General features: G+C 66.4%; 18 protein-coding genes. 13 read left to right on the plus strand and 5 right to left on the minus strand.

Annotation, left to right across the window (positions count from 1 at the left end):
• Together ACNPNP_RS00545 and ACNPNP_RS00550 are read left to right on the plus strand one after the other, a co-directional pair.
• On the plus strand, window positions 1-268 hold a 268-nt coding region (locus ACNPNP_RS00545), incomplete at its 5' end, for an HNH endonuclease signature motif containing protein (protein ID WP_448964121.1).
• Between the two features lie 63 nt (window positions 269-331).
• The gene (locus ACNPNP_RS00550) at window positions 332-994 is read left to right on the plus strand and encodes a TetR/AcrR family transcriptional regulator (RefSeq protein WP_448964122.1); all 663 of its coding nucleotides are present in this window, start codon (window positions 332-334) and stop codon (window positions 992-994) included.
• Window positions 995-1,006: 12 nt separating this feature from the next.
• Here ACNPNP_RS00550 and ACNPNP_RS00555 read toward each other — a convergent pair whose 3' ends face one another.
• Complete coding sequence (locus ACNPNP_RS00555) at window positions 1,007-1,564, minus strand: PadR family transcriptional regulator (RefSeq protein WP_448964123.1); 558 nt, start codon at window positions 1,562-1,564, stop codon at window positions 1,007-1,009.
• Window positions 1,565-1,671: 107 nt separating this feature from the next.
• Between ACNPNP_RS00555 and ACNPNP_RS00560 the strand changes: the two genes are divergently transcribed.
• The 3 genes from ACNPNP_RS00560 to ACNPNP_RS00570 are packed head-to-tail and all read left to right on the plus strand — an operon-like array spanning window position 1,672 to window position 3,097.
• The gene (locus tag ACNPNP_RS00560) at window positions 1,672-2,319 is read left to right on the plus strand and encodes an NAD(P)-dependent oxidoreductase (protein ID WP_448964124.1); all 648 of its coding nucleotides are present in this window, start codon (window positions 1,672-1,674) and stop codon (window positions 2,317-2,319) included.
• Window positions 2,316-2,723: a hypothetical protein gene (locus tag ACNPNP_RS00565; RefSeq protein ID WP_448964125.1), complete on the plus strand. Its 408-nt coding sequence runs from the start codon at window positions 2,316-2,318 to the stop codon at window positions 2,721-2,723. Before ACNPNP_RS00560 ends, ACNPNP_RS00565 begins: the two co-directional genes overlap by 4 nt.
• 14 nt (window positions 2,724-2,737) lie before the next feature.
• Window positions 2,738-3,097 (plus strand): Fe-S protein, encoded by a 360-nt coding sequence (locus tag ACNPNP_RS00570; RefSeq protein ID WP_448964126.1) that lies wholly within the window; start codon window positions 2,738-2,740, stop codon window positions 3,095-3,097.
• Between the two features lie 22 nt (window positions 3,098-3,119).
• Here ACNPNP_RS00570 and ACNPNP_RS00575 read toward each other — a convergent pair whose 3' ends face one another.
• Window positions 3,120-3,605: a hypothetical protein gene (locus tag ACNPNP_RS00575; RefSeq protein WP_448964127.1), complete on the minus strand. Its 486-nt coding sequence runs from the start codon at window positions 3,603-3,605 to the stop codon at window positions 3,120-3,122.
• A 97-nt stretch (window positions 3,606-3,702) separates the two neighbouring features.
• Between ACNPNP_RS00575 and ACNPNP_RS00580 the strand changes: the two genes are divergently transcribed.
• Both ACNPNP_RS00580 and ACNPNP_RS00585 read left to right on the plus strand, forming a co-directional pair.
• Window positions 3,703-4,746, plus strand: a complete 1,044-nt coding sequence (locus ACNPNP_RS00580; RefSeq protein ID WP_448964128.1) for an ATP-dependent DNA ligase — start codon at window positions 3,703-3,705, stop codon at window positions 4,744-4,746.
• A gap of 65 nt (window positions 4,747-4,811) precedes the next feature.
• Window positions 4,812-5,555 carry a hypothetical protein gene (locus tag ACNPNP_RS00585; protein ID WP_448964129.1) on the plus strand — a complete coding sequence of 248 codons (744 nt, stop codon included), beginning with the start codon at window positions 4,812-4,814 and terminating at the stop codon, window positions 5,553-5,555.
• Between the two features lie 27 nt (window positions 5,556-5,582).
• On the opposite strand, the gene ligD is transcribed toward ACNPNP_RS00585, so the two are convergent.
• On the minus strand, window positions 5,583-6,644 hold the full coding sequence (ligD, locus tag ACNPNP_RS00590) for a non-homologous end-joining DNA ligase (RefSeq protein ID WP_448964130.1): 1,062 nt from the start codon (window positions 6,642-6,644) through the stop codon (window positions 5,583-5,585).
• 38 nt (window positions 6,645-6,682) lie between these two features.
• On the minus strand, window positions 6,683-7,795 hold the full coding sequence (locus tag ACNPNP_RS00595) for an SseB family protein (protein WP_448964131.1): 1,113 nt from the start codon (window positions 7,793-7,795) through the stop codon (window positions 6,683-6,685).
• A 93-nt stretch (window positions 7,796-7,888) separates the two neighbouring features.
• Here ACNPNP_RS00595 and glsA point away from each other — a divergent pair, with 93 nt between their 5' ends.
• On the plus strand, window positions 7,889-9,271 hold the full coding sequence (gene glsA, locus ACNPNP_RS00600; protein ID WP_448964132.1) for a glutaminase A: 1,383 nt from the start codon (window positions 7,889-7,891) through the stop codon (window positions 9,269-9,271).
• A gap of 5 nt (window positions 9,272-9,276) precedes the next feature.
• On the opposite strand, the gene ACNPNP_RS00605 is transcribed toward glsA, so the two are convergent.
• Window positions 9,277-11,718, minus strand: a complete 2,442-nt coding sequence (locus ACNPNP_RS00605; RefSeq protein ID WP_448964133.1) for an ATP-dependent helicase — start codon at window positions 11,716-11,718, stop codon at window positions 9,277-9,279.
• 115 nt (window positions 11,719-11,833) lie between these two features.
• Between ACNPNP_RS00605 and ACNPNP_RS00610 the strand changes: the two genes are divergently transcribed.
• The 5 genes from ACNPNP_RS00610 to ACNPNP_RS00630 all read left to right on the plus strand — a co-directional run bounded on the left by ACNPNP_RS00610 (window position 11,834) and on the right by ACNPNP_RS00630 (window position 15,911).
• Window positions 11,834-12,208 carry a DUF6507 family protein gene (locus ACNPNP_RS00610; protein ID WP_448964134.1) on the plus strand — a complete coding sequence of 125 codons (375 nt, stop codon included), beginning with the start codon at window positions 11,834-11,836 and terminating at the stop codon, window positions 12,206-12,208.
• Window positions 12,205-14,172: an alpha/beta hydrolase gene (locus ACNPNP_RS00615; protein WP_448964135.1), complete on the plus strand. Its 1,968-nt coding sequence runs from the start codon at window positions 12,205-12,207 to the stop codon at window positions 14,170-14,172. The genes ACNPNP_RS00610 and ACNPNP_RS00615 overlap by 4 nt, the downstream gene beginning before the upstream one ends.
• A 77-nt stretch (window positions 14,173-14,249) precedes the next feature.
• Window positions 14,250-14,816 carry a hypothetical protein gene (locus tag ACNPNP_RS00620; RefSeq protein ID WP_448964136.1) on the plus strand — a complete coding sequence of 189 codons (567 nt, stop codon included), beginning with the start codon at window positions 14,250-14,252 and terminating at the stop codon, window positions 14,814-14,816.
• Between the two features lie 80 nt (window positions 14,817-14,896).
• A complete protein-coding gene (locus ACNPNP_RS00625) occupies window positions 14,897-15,466 on the plus strand; it encodes a hypothetical protein (protein WP_448964137.1) in 570 nt (189 codons plus the stop codon).
• 46 nt (window positions 15,467-15,512) lie between these two features.
• On the plus strand, window positions 15,513-15,911 hold the full coding sequence (locus ACNPNP_RS00630; protein WP_448964138.1) for a YccF domain-containing protein: 399 nt from the start codon (window positions 15,513-15,515) through the stop codon (window positions 15,909-15,911).
• Window positions 15,912-15,944 lie beyond the last annotated feature (33 nt).

Here is a 15,944-nt window from a genome sequence, read left to right on the forward strand (position 1 = left end):
GCTCGCCCTTCAGCACGGCACCTGCGCCAGAGACGGCTGCAACCGCCTCGCCCAAGACGCCGACATCGACCACAAGACCCCCTGGGCCCACGGCGGCAAAACCAACCTCCACGAACTCCGCCCCCTCTGCCCCCGCGACCACAGAAACCGACACCTCACCCGAGCGATCTACCGCAGCCGCCCAGACAACTCAGTCCAAGTCACCACACCCACCGGACATCAGAGCACGCCACCACCGACCTCTTCCGCAATCGCCCCACCGTTCTGAGCATCACCGCGTCCGCATCCGTGTGCACACGCATCCTGCGCGCACACGTCTAGGCTTCTCGCTATGCAGCAGAACGCAGAACCGCGCACCGGCGTCGTGGCCGCAGCGCTCGACCTGTTCCGTGCCCAGGGCTTCGACCAGACCTCGGTGGAGCAGATCGCCAAAGCCGCCGGCGTCTCACGCTCCACCTTCTTCCGCCAGTTCGGAGGCAAAGAGGACGTCGTCTTCACCGACCACGAAGTACTGCTCGAGGAGGTGCGGGCCTTTCTCGCCGAAGGCCACCGCGACCCGTGGGAGGCCGTCTGCCAGGCATCCCAGCACGTCTTCTCCCACTTCGCCCGCGACCCGGAGATCGCCCGCCTGCGCTATCAGGTCGTACGGCAGGTGCCGGCGCTGCGCGAGCGCGAGATCGTGACGGTGTTCCGTTACGAGCGGCTGTTCGACGAGTACCTTCGGGGCGCGCTGCCCGGCATCGATCCGCTCGACGCCGTCGGCTTCGCCGCCCTCGTCACCGCGGTGCACAATCACGTGCTTCGTCAGTTGCTCCGCGGGACGAAGCGCGTCGCCCCTTCGGTGCTGCAGAGCGCCCTGGACGATGTCCGTCGCAGGTACGGCGTTCTTCCGGACAGCGCGGACGAAGCGCCTGACGACATGGTGGTCGCGGTCTTCCCGCGGGCGATGCCGATCGCCGAGGTCACCCGCCGCCTGCAGTCGGACCTCAGCTGACGCGGGTATCCCTCAGCTTTCTCCCGCCATCACGTAGGCCCCGCCCTCGAGCCGACCGATGAGGGCTCGTGTCCATTCGAGGGCGCTGTCCGCGGTGTGAGCCCAGAGCCGAATCGCCTCCACGTGATGCTGCCAGTCGGCGTCGGGTTCCTGTTCATATGGATCGACGACGCGGGCTCGCCACTCCGTGTACGAGCGCACGCGCATGCGCAGCAGGTCCAGCACCCGTTCCCGGGTCAGCTCGGTCATGAAGCCGATTCCAGCGATCGTCATGGCGAGATCTGCACGGTCGGAGCTGAGTGCCTGCTCCAGCAGTTCGTGGAAGGCAGCTTCGCCCTTTGCGGTGAGCGTGTAGGTCGTGCGTACCGGCCCCGCCCCACCATGCTCCGTCGCCGCCTGCACGAGAAGGCCGTCATCATGCAGCTTCCGGAGCCCGTGGTAGATGGAACCCTGCTGGACGTTGCCCCAGAACTGCACGCCCCATGACTCCAGATCACGGCGAACCTGGTAGCCGTGTGCCGCCCCGCGCTCACGCACAGCGCCGAGAAGCAGTAGTCGAGTCGCGGTCATTTGCACATCCTGATCTCTCGCCCCAGTCCACGTCAAAGTGAATGTCGGTAGTCAAACTGTACTATCAATACGGATGCTGTCGCGTCCCTGAGGATCTTGGAGGAAAGATGCATATAGCCGTCGTAGGAGCGAGTGGGCGAACAGGACGGCTCGTCGTCGAGCAGGCATTGCGCGCCGGCCATCGCGTGACCGCTTTCGTACGCACGCCGCGTGACACCGGCCTACCGGCCGAGGCCGAGGTGCTCGAGGCGGACGTGGTCCGCGGAGATGGCTTCGAGTTGCCACCGGGCACTGACGTCGTCATATCCGCCCTCGGGAAGAATACGAATCGCGATCGCACGCCGGTATGCGCCGCGGGTACCAAGCATGTGATCGACGCGATGCGGCGCGCCGGCGTGCGCCGTCTCGTCGTCACCTCGGCGTCTCCCGTCCTGCGGGTGGCGACCGGCGAACCGTTCTGGTTCAGGTGGACGGTGCGTCCCGTCGTCAGGTGGTTCGGAAAGCATCTGTACGCCGACCTCGAGGCGATGGAGGCGCTGCTCATCCGATCGGAGGACGACATCGTCTGGTCGATAGTGCGACCCGGTTATCTGATCGACGACCCCGAAGGGCCTTATGAGCTCGTCAAGAACGCGAACGCGATGGGTGTCGTGCATCGAGCCGATCTCGCGAGCGCTCTGCTCGCTGTCGCACAGCGAACCGATACGGCAAGAGCGGCCTATGGGCTTGCGAGCAGCCGGAAGCGACACTCATGAGCCGTAGAAGCGGCGGCTCACGCGCGATCCGAGGCGGGGTTCTTGCTGATGGATGCTTCAAGCTGGTGCTTGCCGCAGCGTACGCCGTCTTCGCCGCCCCGCTCGGCGCCTGGCTGGGGGCGCCGAATTGGCTCGTCGTCGTCACTGCTCTTGGGCTCGCCGTATCCGGAATCGCCGAGATACTCGCGAGCAACCGACCGGAACGTCGGCACGTTCTTTTTCTCGCCGCCTACGACATCACGTGGCTCGTGATCTCCATCGTTGCGCTCACCGTCACAAGCCAAGGCGTCTCTGGCTCGGGGCCGGTGTGGCTCGTCTTCCAGGTCGTCGGATCAGCCGCACTCGCCGTGCTCTTCAGCATCCACCGTTCCAGACCAGCGCCGCCCCACGCGCAACCACACTGAAAGTGAGATCTGTCATGGACACGCTTCGTGCCATCGTCATCCTCGTCCACATAGCAGGCTTCGCCATCACGTTCGGATCGTGGTTCGCCGAAGTCGCCAGCAAGCGCCGACGTGCGACGCACGTCATGGACGTCGGCCTTTGGATCTCGCTGGCCAGCGGGCTCGCACTCGCCGCGCCGTGGCCTGCAGGTATCGAGCTGGACTATCTGAAGCTCAGCGTCAAGTTCGCGATTCTCGTCGTGCTCGGCGCCGTCCTCGGCATCGGCATCGGCATCAGCAGGCAACGCAAGACCGGCGAGCGTGCACCTGCGGGCCTTTTCTGGACCATCGGCGGGCTCGCCTTCGCGAACGCCGCGATCGCAGTGATCTGGTGAGGCCCAGGCGGATTGCAGGAACTCAGTCGCAGCTGCACCCGCCTGATGCGTTGCGCACCATGAAGCAGACGTCGCATGTGCCGTAGTCGCGTTCGATCGTCTTCGTCGGGCGCGGTGCACTGACTGCGGATGCCGTCTTGCGAGGCGCGCGCGCAGAAGCGGTCTTCTCCGCGATGGGGCGGAACTCGCTGGGATGGGTCACGTAGAAGTACGGCTCACGACCCTCGCTCGGGCGCAGCCGGAGGACGGTCCCGCCGACGACGATCTGCTCGCCCTCGGTGAATCCGTTCGTGTACGTCTTGCCGATGTGCAACGGCGCACCGTCGCCGGTGCGGATCGCTTCGATGTAGCGACCGCGATCGATGAACGAGGAGATGCCGACGGCATCCGTGATCGCGGTGATGTATTCGTGGTTCTGCGCGTCGATGCGGTGCGCACGAAGCGCCTCGGTGAGGTTGCGGTATGGACGGGACGTGCCTGCGGGGGTCGGCCCCTGTGTTTCGTTCATCGTTCTCAGGATGACACGTCTGGCTGTGAGCGCCAGACCATTCTGCGCACCGAAGAGCGCTCTTCCGCGGCGACGCGGGTACCGGGATGATGGACGCATGCCGTACGAGATCCCCGCGCCCATGCTCGCCAAGGCCGCAGCCGCCGTTCCCGACCCTGCCAAGACGGGCGGCGGGATGCTGTTCGAACCGAAGTGGGACGGCTTCCGCGGTCTGATCGCGTGGGACGGGGACGCGCTCGAGATCGGCTCGCGCGGGGCGAAGCCCCTCACGAGGTACTTCCCCGAACTCGTCGAGGCGCTGTCCGAGATCCTCCCCGGCCCGTGCCTGCTCGACGGCGAGATCGTGGTCGCCACCGGCGAGCCGGGCGCGCAGCGACTCGATTGGGAAGCACTCAGCCAGCGCATTCATCCCGCAGCATCCCGCGTCGCTCGGCTCGCCGCCGAGACCCCGGCGATGTTCATCGCATTCGATCTGCTCGCCGACGGCGATGAAGATCTCCAGCAGCGGCCGTTCCGTGAGCGCCGGGCGCGACTTGAGGCGCTGCTCGGTGAGGCGCAGCATCCACTCCATCTCACCCGTACCACCGAAGATCCCGACACCGCCCGGCAGTGGCTCGAAGAGTTCGAAGGCGCCGGCCTCGACGGTGTTGTCGCGAAACCCCTGGATCAGCCCTACGCGCCGGGCAAGCGCACGCTGATCAAGGTCAAGCACGCCCGCACGGCCGACGTCGTGGCCCTCGGCTACCGCATCCACAAGTCGGGCTCCGGCGTCGGATCGCTGCTCGTCGGCATCTACGACGCGGACGGCGTCCTCCGTCAGGTCGGCGGCGTCGCCGCGTGGAGCGACAGACGGCGCCAGGAACTGGTCGACGAGCTCGCGCCCCTCGTTGAGCGCGATGAGGACGGCGCCGCGGTGACGGGCGAGGGCGAACGCAGCAGATTCTCCGGTTCGAAAGACGTCTCGTTCGTGCGGCTCCGCCCGGAGAAGGTGCTCGAAGTCCGCTACGACCAGTTGGAGGGTGCCAGATTCCGGCACACCGTGCAGTTCGAGCGCTGGCGACCCGACCGCGATGCGCGCTCGTGCACCTACGACCAGCTCGACACCGTGGCCGGCTACGACCTCGCCGAGGTGCTGGTGTGATCGCGGACCTGTGATCGGGAGCGACTCCCACGCTTGATAACCTCCTTTCCACAAAGGAGGTGACCATGCGCGGTTGGAAGGCACTCATCGTGCTGCTCGGGGTCACCGGCGCCCTCACTGCCGTCGGCGCGTGGGCGTTGGCCGCGTACCTGGTACCGACCATCATTCCGATCGGGCCGCTCTGGCCCGCTCGGCCGAGCGATCCCTGGCTCGCCGCCTGCTGCCTGATCGGCGGGTCGCTCACCGCATTCGCCGTCGACTACTCGCCGACCTGGACGACCAGACTGCCGCTCATGTCCGATGCGGGCACCGCCGCCTCCCTGTCTGGCGCGGCGATCGGCGCACTCGTCGCCACGGCCTCGATCGCATCAGCCGATCCGACCGATCCCCTGGCCATCCTCATCATCGCCGCCGTCTCGGTCATCTTCGCGGCTCTCGCCTGGCGACGGATCCGCAGCGCGACGCGCGAGACGCGCACCCACGGCGACAACATCGTGCGCAGGAAGGTCCTTCACGAGACCGGCACGCGCGTGCAGGGCGTCGTCGAACATGTCCACTTCCACCACACGTGGCTGTTCGGCGATCACCCGCTGTTCTCGGTCACCGCGAGCTACCCGACGCCCTCCGGGCAGCAGCAGGCGACGGGCCGGTTGTACACGCCCATCCCGGACGCACCGATCGCCGGCGGCACCGTCTTCGTCTGGTTCGCCGGTGATGGCGACGACACGGACAACATCAACATCGTGCAGGATCCGGACAGCATCCGTGACCCGGATGCCGCCAAGACCTACGAGGCGCCGTCGTACTGAGCGAGCGAGTCGATTCGCGCTGGTCACTCAGTCCTCGACGCGGTTGCCCTCGGCATCCCAGTTCTCCGCGACCTTCTTGCTGGGCTGCACACGGGGCGGCTCACCTGGCATCTTCGGGAAGTCCGGAGGGAACGACAGTTCGCCGAGGCCGTTCTCGAGATCGCGTTCCCACCACTTGAGCAGCGTGTCGATCCGACCGGGCTCGTCCTGAATACCCGCCCACGGGTCACCGATCTCTGCCAGACGGGAGGGGATGCTGCGGATGGTGAACGCTGTCGGATCCAGACCGTCGAGTTCGTCCCATCCCACCGGCGTCGACACGGTGGCCGCCGGCAACGCGCGCGGACTGTACGCACCGGCCATCGTGCGGTCGCGGTTGGCCTGGTTGAAGTCGACGAAGATGCGTTCACCGCGCTCTTCCTTCCACCAGTTCGTGGTGACCTGCTTCGGCATCCGCCGCTCCAGCTCTCGCCCGGCGGCGATCACCGCGTGACGCACGTCGAGGAACTCGTGCGTGGGCTGGATCGGGCAGAACACGTGCAGGCCGCGGTTACCGCTCGTCTTGATGAAGGGCTCCAACTCGGCCTCGCGCAGCACTTCGCGCAGACCGTGTGCGGCGATCACGGCATCCGCGAAGTCGGTTCCCGGCTGCGGGTCGAGATCGATGCGCAGCTCGACGGGATTGTCGGTGTCTGTCGCGAGTGACGCCCACGGGTGGAAGACGATCGTGTTCATCTGCGCGGCCCACACGATCGCACTGGGTCGATTGAGGACGATCTGCGGATGCTGACGCCCGCTGTTGTAAGTCACCATCACGGAATCCACGTAGTCGGGGGTGCCCTTGGGCGGGTTCTTCGAGAAGAAGCTCTCTCCCCCGATGCCCGCGCGGAAGCGCTCCAGAGACACCGGCCGGTTGCCGTTCGCGTTGAGGAAGGGCTCAGCGACAGCCTGGAAGTAGTCCGCCAACTCGCCCTTGGTGATACCGCCGTCTGCGGCGGCGGGCCAGATCACTTTGTTCGGGCTGGAGAGGTCGATCTCCTGCTCCCCCTCCGGGTCGGAGACCGTCAACGTCACGCGCTCAGAAGCCATGCTCCGAGACTAGGGCGGGCGATCCGAACGCGGTAGTCTCAGTCGCCGAGATCGACCGCGAGGACGAGCACCGCGCCGAGCGCATCGCGTTCGACGATGAGCGACGGTCCTGCCGAATCGACCAGCACCCCGGCGATCCCCGCGTGACTGGTGAGCACCTTCGCGAGCTGCTCGGGGCTGAACGGCAGCGGCTTGTCGCCACGTCCGAGGGCGACGACCTCGAGCGGATGCGAGAACACCTGCAGGAAGCGGCGCCCATCGGTGGTCTGCGCCTCGGCGATGCCGACCTGCGCACCGCTCGTGCCGTCGCTGACAGCGACCCAGACCTTCGTCTTGGCGAGAGCGTCGCCGACCTTCTGCGCCGTGTCCTGCTCGCGCGGAGCGGCGAGGAGAGACTTGATCGTCATCTCGGCGTCGGCCTGCTCGAGCGCCTTCTTCAGGATCTCGACCGGGAACACCGCGCGGTGCACCCCTGAGGCGTTGTCGACGATGAGCCCCGTGAAACCACCGGAGACGACCTGCTGCAGCACAGCGGTCACCGGCTGCGCGACGGCTGAGGTCGCAGTGGGATCCGTCTCGCGCTGCACGGAATCGCGCACGGCGACCGCCGAGCTGAACGCGAGCATGAACGCCCGATCGCCGTCGCGCACCACGGCCACCGACAGCGGCTTGCCCTCACTGATCTGCGCGCGTGCATCGCCGCTCACGCGCAGGAAGAGGTGGCCCTGGAGCATCTGCCTCAGAACGCCGATCAACTGCTCGTTCGTCGCGCCCTCTTCGATCTCGGCGAGCGCGGTGCGCAGCAGCACGTTGTCCTTCATACCGGGAACCGATTCGGTCTGTGCCGGCGGCAGCGCAGGAGCGAGCGGAAGAGAGCGCTTCTCAGGTACGGGCGCCGGCGTCGGCGCCGTGGGGCGCGCCGCTGCGACAGGACTGCTCGGCTTCGACTCATCGGGATCCGGGAGCTTCACCTCGGGTCCGGCCGTCGCGCCGACTCCACGGAACGCCTGAACCGAGATCCCGATCTCGGGTACCGGTTCGCTGGGTGCCTGCTCCTGTTCGACGGCTTCGTCGAGAGCATCCGCCTCGATCGGCGTCTGCGACTCGGACGGCGCGTCGTCGGTCTTCTTGCGGCGGGAGAACAATGCCATATCGATCAGCCTAACCCGCAGCGCACTGACGCCGGCATCCACGCTGATCGTGCGCGAGATCAGTGGCACCCGCCCGGCCCGTAGCATGGGCCCATGGCAGCCCCCGAGAAGCTCTCCGACATCGTCACGTCATTTCTCGACGTCGTGCACGATCGACTCGTCGGCGACACTCGAGGTTCGGTCGCCGACTACATCCCGGAACTGGCGGGCGCCGATCCGGAGCGTTTCGGGATCGCCCTGTGCGGGCTCAACGGTCGCGTCTACGAGAGCGGCGACACGGGCGTGGAGTTCACGATCCAGTCCGCCTCGAAGCCGTTCGTGTACTCGTTGGCGCTCGATGATCAGGGGCTGGATGCTGTGCACGACAGGGTCGGAGCGGAGCCCAGCGGTGAGGCGTTCAACTCCGTCAAGCTCGAGGCAGGCACCGGAAGACCGCCGAACCCGATGGTCAACGCGGGCGCGATCGTGACGACGTCGCTCGTCACGGGGCAGTCTTCCGAAGAGCGCTTCGAGCGGATCCTCGCCCGCCTCAGCGCCTTCGCCGGCCGCGAGCTGAGCGTGGACGATGCCGTGCTGGCCTCCGAACAGGAATCCGGCGACCGCAACCGCGCGCTCGCCTACCTGATGCGCGGCGCTGGCTCGCTCACCGCGCCTGTGACCGAGACGCTCGACACGTACTTCCGGCAATGCTCCGTGCTCGTCACCGCGCGCGACATCGCCGTGATGGGGGCGACTCTCGCGAACGGCGGCGTGAACCCGCTGACGGGACTGCGAGTGACCAGTGCGGAGACCTGCCAGCACGTCATGACCATCATGGCCACATGCGGCATGTACGACTACGCAGGCGAATGGCTGCTTCGCGCCGGCCTTCCGGCGAAGTCGGGCGTCGCGGGTGGACTCGTCGCGAGCTCGCCCGGTGAGTTCGGTCTGGGCCTGTTCAGCCCGCGACTGGATGCGAGCGGTGCGAGCGTGCGCGGCGTCGTGGCGGCTCAGCAGCTCGCGACACGGTTCGGACTTCACGTGCTGCATCGTCCGTTGACGCTGTCGGCGGCCGAGGTGACCTCCGCCAATGACGAGCTGGCCGCCGGGCTCGGCGCGGAACAGGACGACGTCGCCTCGCAGATCCTGCAGGAGAACGCCGACGACCTGGCGGTGTGGCGTCTGCGCGGCTACATCGACTTCGACGGCGCCGAGCGTCTGCTGCTCGATCTCGACACCTGGCTCGAGGCGCGCCCGGCCGATCGCGATTCACCGGCGGTCATCGTTCTGGATCTCACCGAGGTGACGCAGTTGCAATCCGTCGCGGTATGGATGCTCGCCGCGCTGGCCACATGGTGCCGTGCGCGCGGCATGCGGGTCATCGCGAGCGACCCGCAGGGCCGCAGTCTCGGTGTCGCCGGCCTGTCGCAATCGGCCGGCTTCGATGACGCCGTACGGGATGCCGCAGCCATGGCCGGCGCGAACCCGAACGGCTGAGCCCGCTACAACTTCTCGATCGGTGCGATCTTGATGAGGAGCTTCTTCAGCCCGGCGGACTCGAATCGCACGTGAGCGATGCGCTTCGCGCCCTCGCCGGTGACGGCATCCACTCGTCCCTCCCCGAAATCGGAATGACGGATGCGGTCGCCGGCGGCGAGTTCGAGGTCGCCGTTGTCGCGCACCTTGCCGGTGACCTTGTTGGGGAACTTGTCCATCGAGGTCGACAGCGGCTTGAGGGTGTCGCGCGGTGCCAGCGGCTTCACGCCGAAGCGGTCACCACCCGAGCCGAAGCCGCCGGATCCGCCGCCGCGACGAGCGTTGAGCGCACGCGACTGCATGCCGCCGCGGGAGTTCACGTCTCCCGGAGACTGGCGCCAGTCGACCAGGTCGCCGGGGATCTCCTGCAGGAACCGGCTCGGCATCGCCACCGACACCTCGCCGAACTGCGCACGGGTCATCGCCAGGGAAAGGTGCAGTCGCTTGCGCGCACGCGTGATGCCCACGTAGAACAGACGGCGCTCCTCCTGCGGGCCACCGGGTTCTCCGGCTGAGATGCGGTGCGGGATGAGGTCTTCTTCGACGCCGGTGACGAACACCGCGTCGTACTCCAGCCCCTTGGCCGTGTGCATCGTCATCATCGACACCGAGCCGGACTCGTCGTCCAGATCATCGGCGTCGGCGACCAGCGCCACCTCGGTGAGGAAGTCGACGATCGTGCCGTCCGGGTTGTTGCGGGCGAAATCACGGGTGACGGCGACCAGTTCGTCGAGGTTCTCGACGCGGGCCTCGTCCTGAGGGTCACGGCTGGCACGCAGCGCGTCGAGGTACCCGCTCTTCGCGAGCAGCAGCGTGAGCCCCTCGGCCACGGAGGTCGACGGCGGCACCTCGCCGGACGACGGCAGCAGGATCTCGGTCGCCTCTTTCAGCACGGCGTCCAACTGGCCGATGCCCGCCTGGATCTTCGGGCCGACACCGAGTGCGGCCGGCACAGACAGGGCATCGCGGAACGAGATGCCGCGGTCTTCGGCGAAACGTGCGATCGCGGTCTCGGTGACGTCGCCGATGCCCCGCCGCGGCTTGTTGAGGATACGGCGAACGGACATCTCGTCTGCGGGATTCGCGACCGCGATGAGGTAGGCCATGGCGTCTTTGATCTCGGCACGCTCGTAGAACTTCGTGCCGCCCATGATCTTGTACGGCACAGCCGAGCGGATGAAGATCTCCTCCAGCGCACGCGACTGCGAGTTCGTGCGGTAGAACACCGCCATCTCGGAGTAGGGCATGCCCGAACGGTGCAGCGCCTCGACCTCGTCGGCGACGAACTGGGCCTCGTCGTGCTGCGAATAGCCGGTGAAGCCGACGATCTTGTCGCCCGCTCCCCTGTCGCTCCAGAGCTTCTTGTCCTTGCGGTCGAAGTTGTTGCCGATGACGGCGTTCGCGGCGGAGAGGATGTTCTGCGTCGAGCGGTAGTTCTGCTCGAGCAGCACCACACGGGCCCCGGGGAAGTCGCGTTCGAACTCGCTGATGTTGCGGATGTCGGCCCCGCGGAACGCGTAGATCGACTGGTCCGAGTCACCGACGACGGTCAGAGAAGCACCGGGGAGCTCTGGCGTGGTCTCCGGCTCGAAGATCATCATGCCGTTCGCGGCATATGGATCTGGAGAATCGCTCGACACGGGTCGCGTGAGCTCGTGGATGAGCGCGTACTGGGCGTGGTTGGTGTCCTGGTACTCGTCGACCAGGATGTGCCGGAACCGGCGGCGATACGTGTTGGCCACCTTCGGGAACGCCCGGAAGAGGAACACGGTCTGGCCGATGAGATCGTCGAAGTCGAAGGCGTTGGCCTTGCGCAGCTGACGCTGGTAATCGGAGAAGATCTCGACGAACTTGCGCTCCGCGGGGTCGGACATGTTGGCCTGGCGAGCGAACGACTCGGCGTCGGCGAGCTCGTTCTTGAGCTTCGAGATGCGCGATTGCGTGGATGCCGGCGTCAGTCCGTACGCGTCGGCCTCGTGCTCCTTCACCAGCCGCTTGATGAGAGCGCGCGAGTCGCCGGAGTCGTAGATCGTGAACGACTTGGTGAAGCCGAATTGGTCGGCCTCGCGGCGCAGGATCCGCACGCACGCGGAGTGGAACGTCGAGATCCACATGCCGCGCGCAGCATCACCGACGAGATCGACCACGCGCTCGCGCATCTCACCCGCAGCCTTGTTGGTGAAGGTGATCGCGAGGATCTGGCTCGGCCATGCCTCCCGGCTGCGCAGCAGCGAGGCGATTCGTCGCGTGAGCACGCTGGTCTTGCCCGAGCCCGCACCGGCGACGATGAGCAGGGCGGGGCCGCGATACGTGACCGCCTCGAGCTGCTGGGGGTTGAGGCCGGCGAGGAGGTCGTCCTGGCCCGGCTGGCCCGGAACGGCGGGAACGATGAGAGGAGCTTCGGTCATGACCTTACGAGTCTAGGCCGGGGCACGGACGTCGGTCGCCGCCTCTAGCCGAAGCATCCGCCCTGCCGATAAGCTGACCGAGGTTGCGCGATCCGCGCACGATCGGGGGGTCGCGTTGGGACAGTGGCGGGTCGATCCGGATGGCGTGCTCGGCGTTCTCGCCGGCATAGACGACCTGGGTCCGCAGTTCGAGAGCGCGTACACCGGCATCGACGATGCGGCGACGAACGGCAGGGCGGCTCTGACCGCGGACGGGCGCACCGTGCTCTCCTCCGCCTGGGAATCGTTCATGTCGCAGCGCCGGCTCGTTCCCGGCAAGCTCATGCATTCGGTCAGCGGTTCGGCGGCGGCGGTGGGCGAGGCGACGGTCGCGATCGTCGCCGGAGACGAGCAGATGGCGGACAACGTCTCGACGGCGGAGAAGCACGCCGAGGATGCGTGGGGAATCGCGCCCTACGCGGCCTACGTGACCGACGGGTCATACCGATGAGGGCGGCCGTCTCGTCATCGCTTCCGCACGTGGTCGACGCCGGCGCTGTCGAGGCACTCGTGGAGCAGATCACCACTGCCGCGACGACGCTGCAGTCGGCGATGCTCGACGCCCAGGAACGTTGGAAGCGCATCCCGGAGGTGTTCGACGTGACCGGTGCCGAAGGCGCGGCGATCATGCTGGACCCGCCGACCGCGTCCATGCAGGATTTCGTCACGGCCATGTTCGAAGGCCGCCGTGTGCTGTCGGATGCCGCGACATACATCCTTCCGTCGCTGAAGGCGCGCCGTGAGGAGCTCGCCGCGCGGATCGTCACGGTGAATCAGGACCACGCCGACGCGCACGCGGAGGCTCAGACGGCGGAGACCGCCTACTGGGCGGCATTCGATGCCGATCAGGATTCTTCGACGACGACGAGTGCGCGCGCGGATCGCATGGATGCCCTGCACGCGGCGGACGCCGCCGATCGCGCGGTCGGCGATCTGCAGTCCGACATCGAGCGATTCCGCCGCGACATCGATGATGCCGAGGAGTCGATCGCCGGCGAACTGAAGAGGATCAGTGGCGGAGACGAGGTGCGCGGGGCTTGGGGCGAGGAGTTGCGCATATCGCAGACGTACTGGGGCGTCGTGGAGTCTTCGTATCCGATGGGACCCATCACGCACCTCGGTCTGGCGGAGCGGCTGGAGATCTCCCTCTCCGACGCCTCTGCGGCTCGACTCGAATGGCTGAGTACTGCCGACAGCTCGAAGGTCGAGGCGTGGATCGCGTCACACCCCGACTTCGCGAGCGCGGTCGGCTTCGTCGATCCTGACCGTGCCATCCGACTGTGGGAGGGACTCGAGGCTCAATCGTCTCGCGGATCCGACGGCGAAGGCGTGTGGCAGACGGGACCGCTCGCCCAGCTCTTCGCACTCGCCCCGTTCGCCATCGGCAACCTCAACGGGCTGCGCGCGGCCGACAAGACGGAGTTCAATCGCGAGACGTTGAGGCAGCTGCTCGCGGGGGATCTGAACGAGACGCAGCGGAGTCAACTTGAGGAGCTTGATTCCCTGCTGAAGAGCACCGTTGAGAATCCAGAACCACCAATGTCCTTGCTATCTCTATTCCTGGAGACAGACGACGGCAGTCCGCGGGTGAGCGTTGGGTTCGGTGACGTGGACGCGGCGAATCAGATCACGACGCTGACACACGGTATCGCCACAGACACGGGTCAGCTCGGCGAATGGTCAGACAGCGCCATCGAGTTGAAAGCTGAACTCGATCGCGAACTCGGAAAGCGCGACTCGTCTACGACGACCGCGACAGTCCTGTTCATGGAGTGGGACTCCGGCGACACAGGCAATGTGTGGAACATCGAGCGTCCGGATGCCGGCGCGGAGCGGATGGAGCAGCTGCTCCGCGGCTTCGAAGTGAACAACCCGGACGCGCAGCTCAATCTCGGTCTTCACTCGCTCGGCACAACCGCAGGAACCCAGATGATCGCCGACAACCGTGGTCTCGTCGACAGCGCCTGGCTCTACGGCTCGGCCGGAGTCACACAGGACACCGTCAGAGAACTGGAGGAGCAGATTCGCGACCAAGTGCTGACCCTGCACGCCACCCACGCCGATGACGACATCATCGCCCCGATCGGCCGTTGGCCGGTATCCGAGCACCAGCGTGATCCCCGCGAGATCGGCGGGGTCCACGAGTTCAGCGCCGACGGAGGCTGGGTGCCCGGCTACGGTGAGGGGACGGGCGAGCACGGAGAGCGCACCGAGGGACACAACTCGCAGCGCAGCACGGAGTGGATCTACCGGGTCGACGGCTGGCAAAGCCAACCGAGCGGATTCGGTTCTCCGCGGTTGACCCCGGTGATGGACGACGAGGCGGTGGGATATCTTGATCCGGTGTCACAGTCCTTCAAACAGACAGTCATCGATCTCGTCGACGCCGCGATGGCAGGGGAATCGACACGATGACACGTCGTCGGTCGCTGCTGGGACTGGTCGCGGTCTCAGCGACAGCGTTGTTTGTGTTGAGTGGATGTGGGGAATCTGTGAGTGATGAGGGTCTGTTCGAGCAGGCCAGGACGCTGAACTTCGAGTACAAGGCCGCGGTCGGCGAGGTGCAGCTGCAGATCTTCGATGGAGATTGGCGCGTCGAGGGATATGGCGATACCCCGCGATCGTGCGGGAATGACGGCTACGACTTCCGCTTCGGCCGCACCACACCTGAGGGGTGGCGGATCGACGGCACACCCGCCGAGGCCGCTCACCGCATCGGGGAATGGCTGGACGAGAACGGGTGGACAGACATCAAGACCCGCACATACACCGGCGACATCGCCGACGTCGTCATCGAGGCCGAAAAACCCGACGCCCACGTCCAGCGCATCACCATCGACTTCAGCCCCGGCGAACACTACGACTCCGCCACCATCTACGCCGACAGCACCTGCGAACCCGGCGATTGGAAAGCAATTTCCGATTTGCGACGCCCCGGATATCCGAACGACGAGAAGAACCTCGAACTTCAGCCCACCACGGAGCACCCCACCGCTGACCCGAGCTTCGGGTACACCGTGGACGGCGAACGCCGATTCTGGAGCGACGAATCCGAGTGATGCGTGCGCTGACCCGGCACGTTGCAGCAATGCCCGTCCTCGTGGGTGCCTTGTTGGTGTTGAGTGGATGTGGGGAATCTGTGAGTGATGAGGATCTGTTCGAGCGGGCCAGGACGGTGAACTTCGAGTACAAGGCCGCGGTCGCCGACGTGCAGATGCAGATCCTCGATGGGGAATGGCGCCTCGAACGATACGGCGACACTCCACGATCCTGCGGGAATGACGGTTACGACTTCCGCTTCGGCCGCACCACTCCCGAGGGATGGAGAATCGACGGCACACCCGCCGAGGCCGCGCACCGCATCGGAGAATGGCTGGATGAGAACGGGTGGACCGACATCAAGACCCGCACCTACACCGGTGAGGTCCGCAATGTTGCCATCCAAGCCGCGAAGCCCGACGCCCACGTGGAGCGCGTCACCATCGACTTCAGCCCGGGTGAGCTCTTCGACTCCGCCACCATCTACGCGGACAGCACCTGTGAACCCGGCGACTGGGCCACGATCGCGGAGATCCAGCTCCCCGGCGCCACCACGGCCACGAATGTCGAGGTCGAAGACCGACCTGCAACAGAGCATCCGACGGCCCGCCTGAGCTTCGGCTACAACGAGGACGGCACGCCCAGGTACTGGCCAGACGAATCCGAGTGACCGACACCCCCAGCGCCTTCCCGGGCGCGGCTGTCAGAATCAGTGCATGCGCACGATCCTCAACGTCATCTGGCTGGTCCTGTCCGGATTCTGGCTGTTCCTGGGCTACACGCTCGCGGGCATCATCCTGTGCATCCTGATCGTCACGATCCCCTGGGGGATCGCCTCGTTCCGCATCGCGGGCTACGCCCTCTGGCCGTTCGGGCGGCAGATCATCGAGAAGCCCAGAGGCGGGGTCGGAGCCTTCCTCGGCAACGTCGTGTGGGTCGTCCTGGCCGGCTGGTGGCTCGCGATCGGGCACATCGTCTCCGGCATCGCCCTGTGCGTGACGATCATCGGCATCCCGATGGGCATCGCCGACTTCAAGATGGTGCCGATCTCGCTCATGCCGCTCGGCAAGGACATCGTCTCGACGCGGAGAGGCCCGTTCGATTCGAAGCGCTGACCGCGCGCGCGAAAGCGCTGAGGGCGCGTGGAG

This window comes from Microbacterium xerophyticum, from assembly GCF_053543555.1.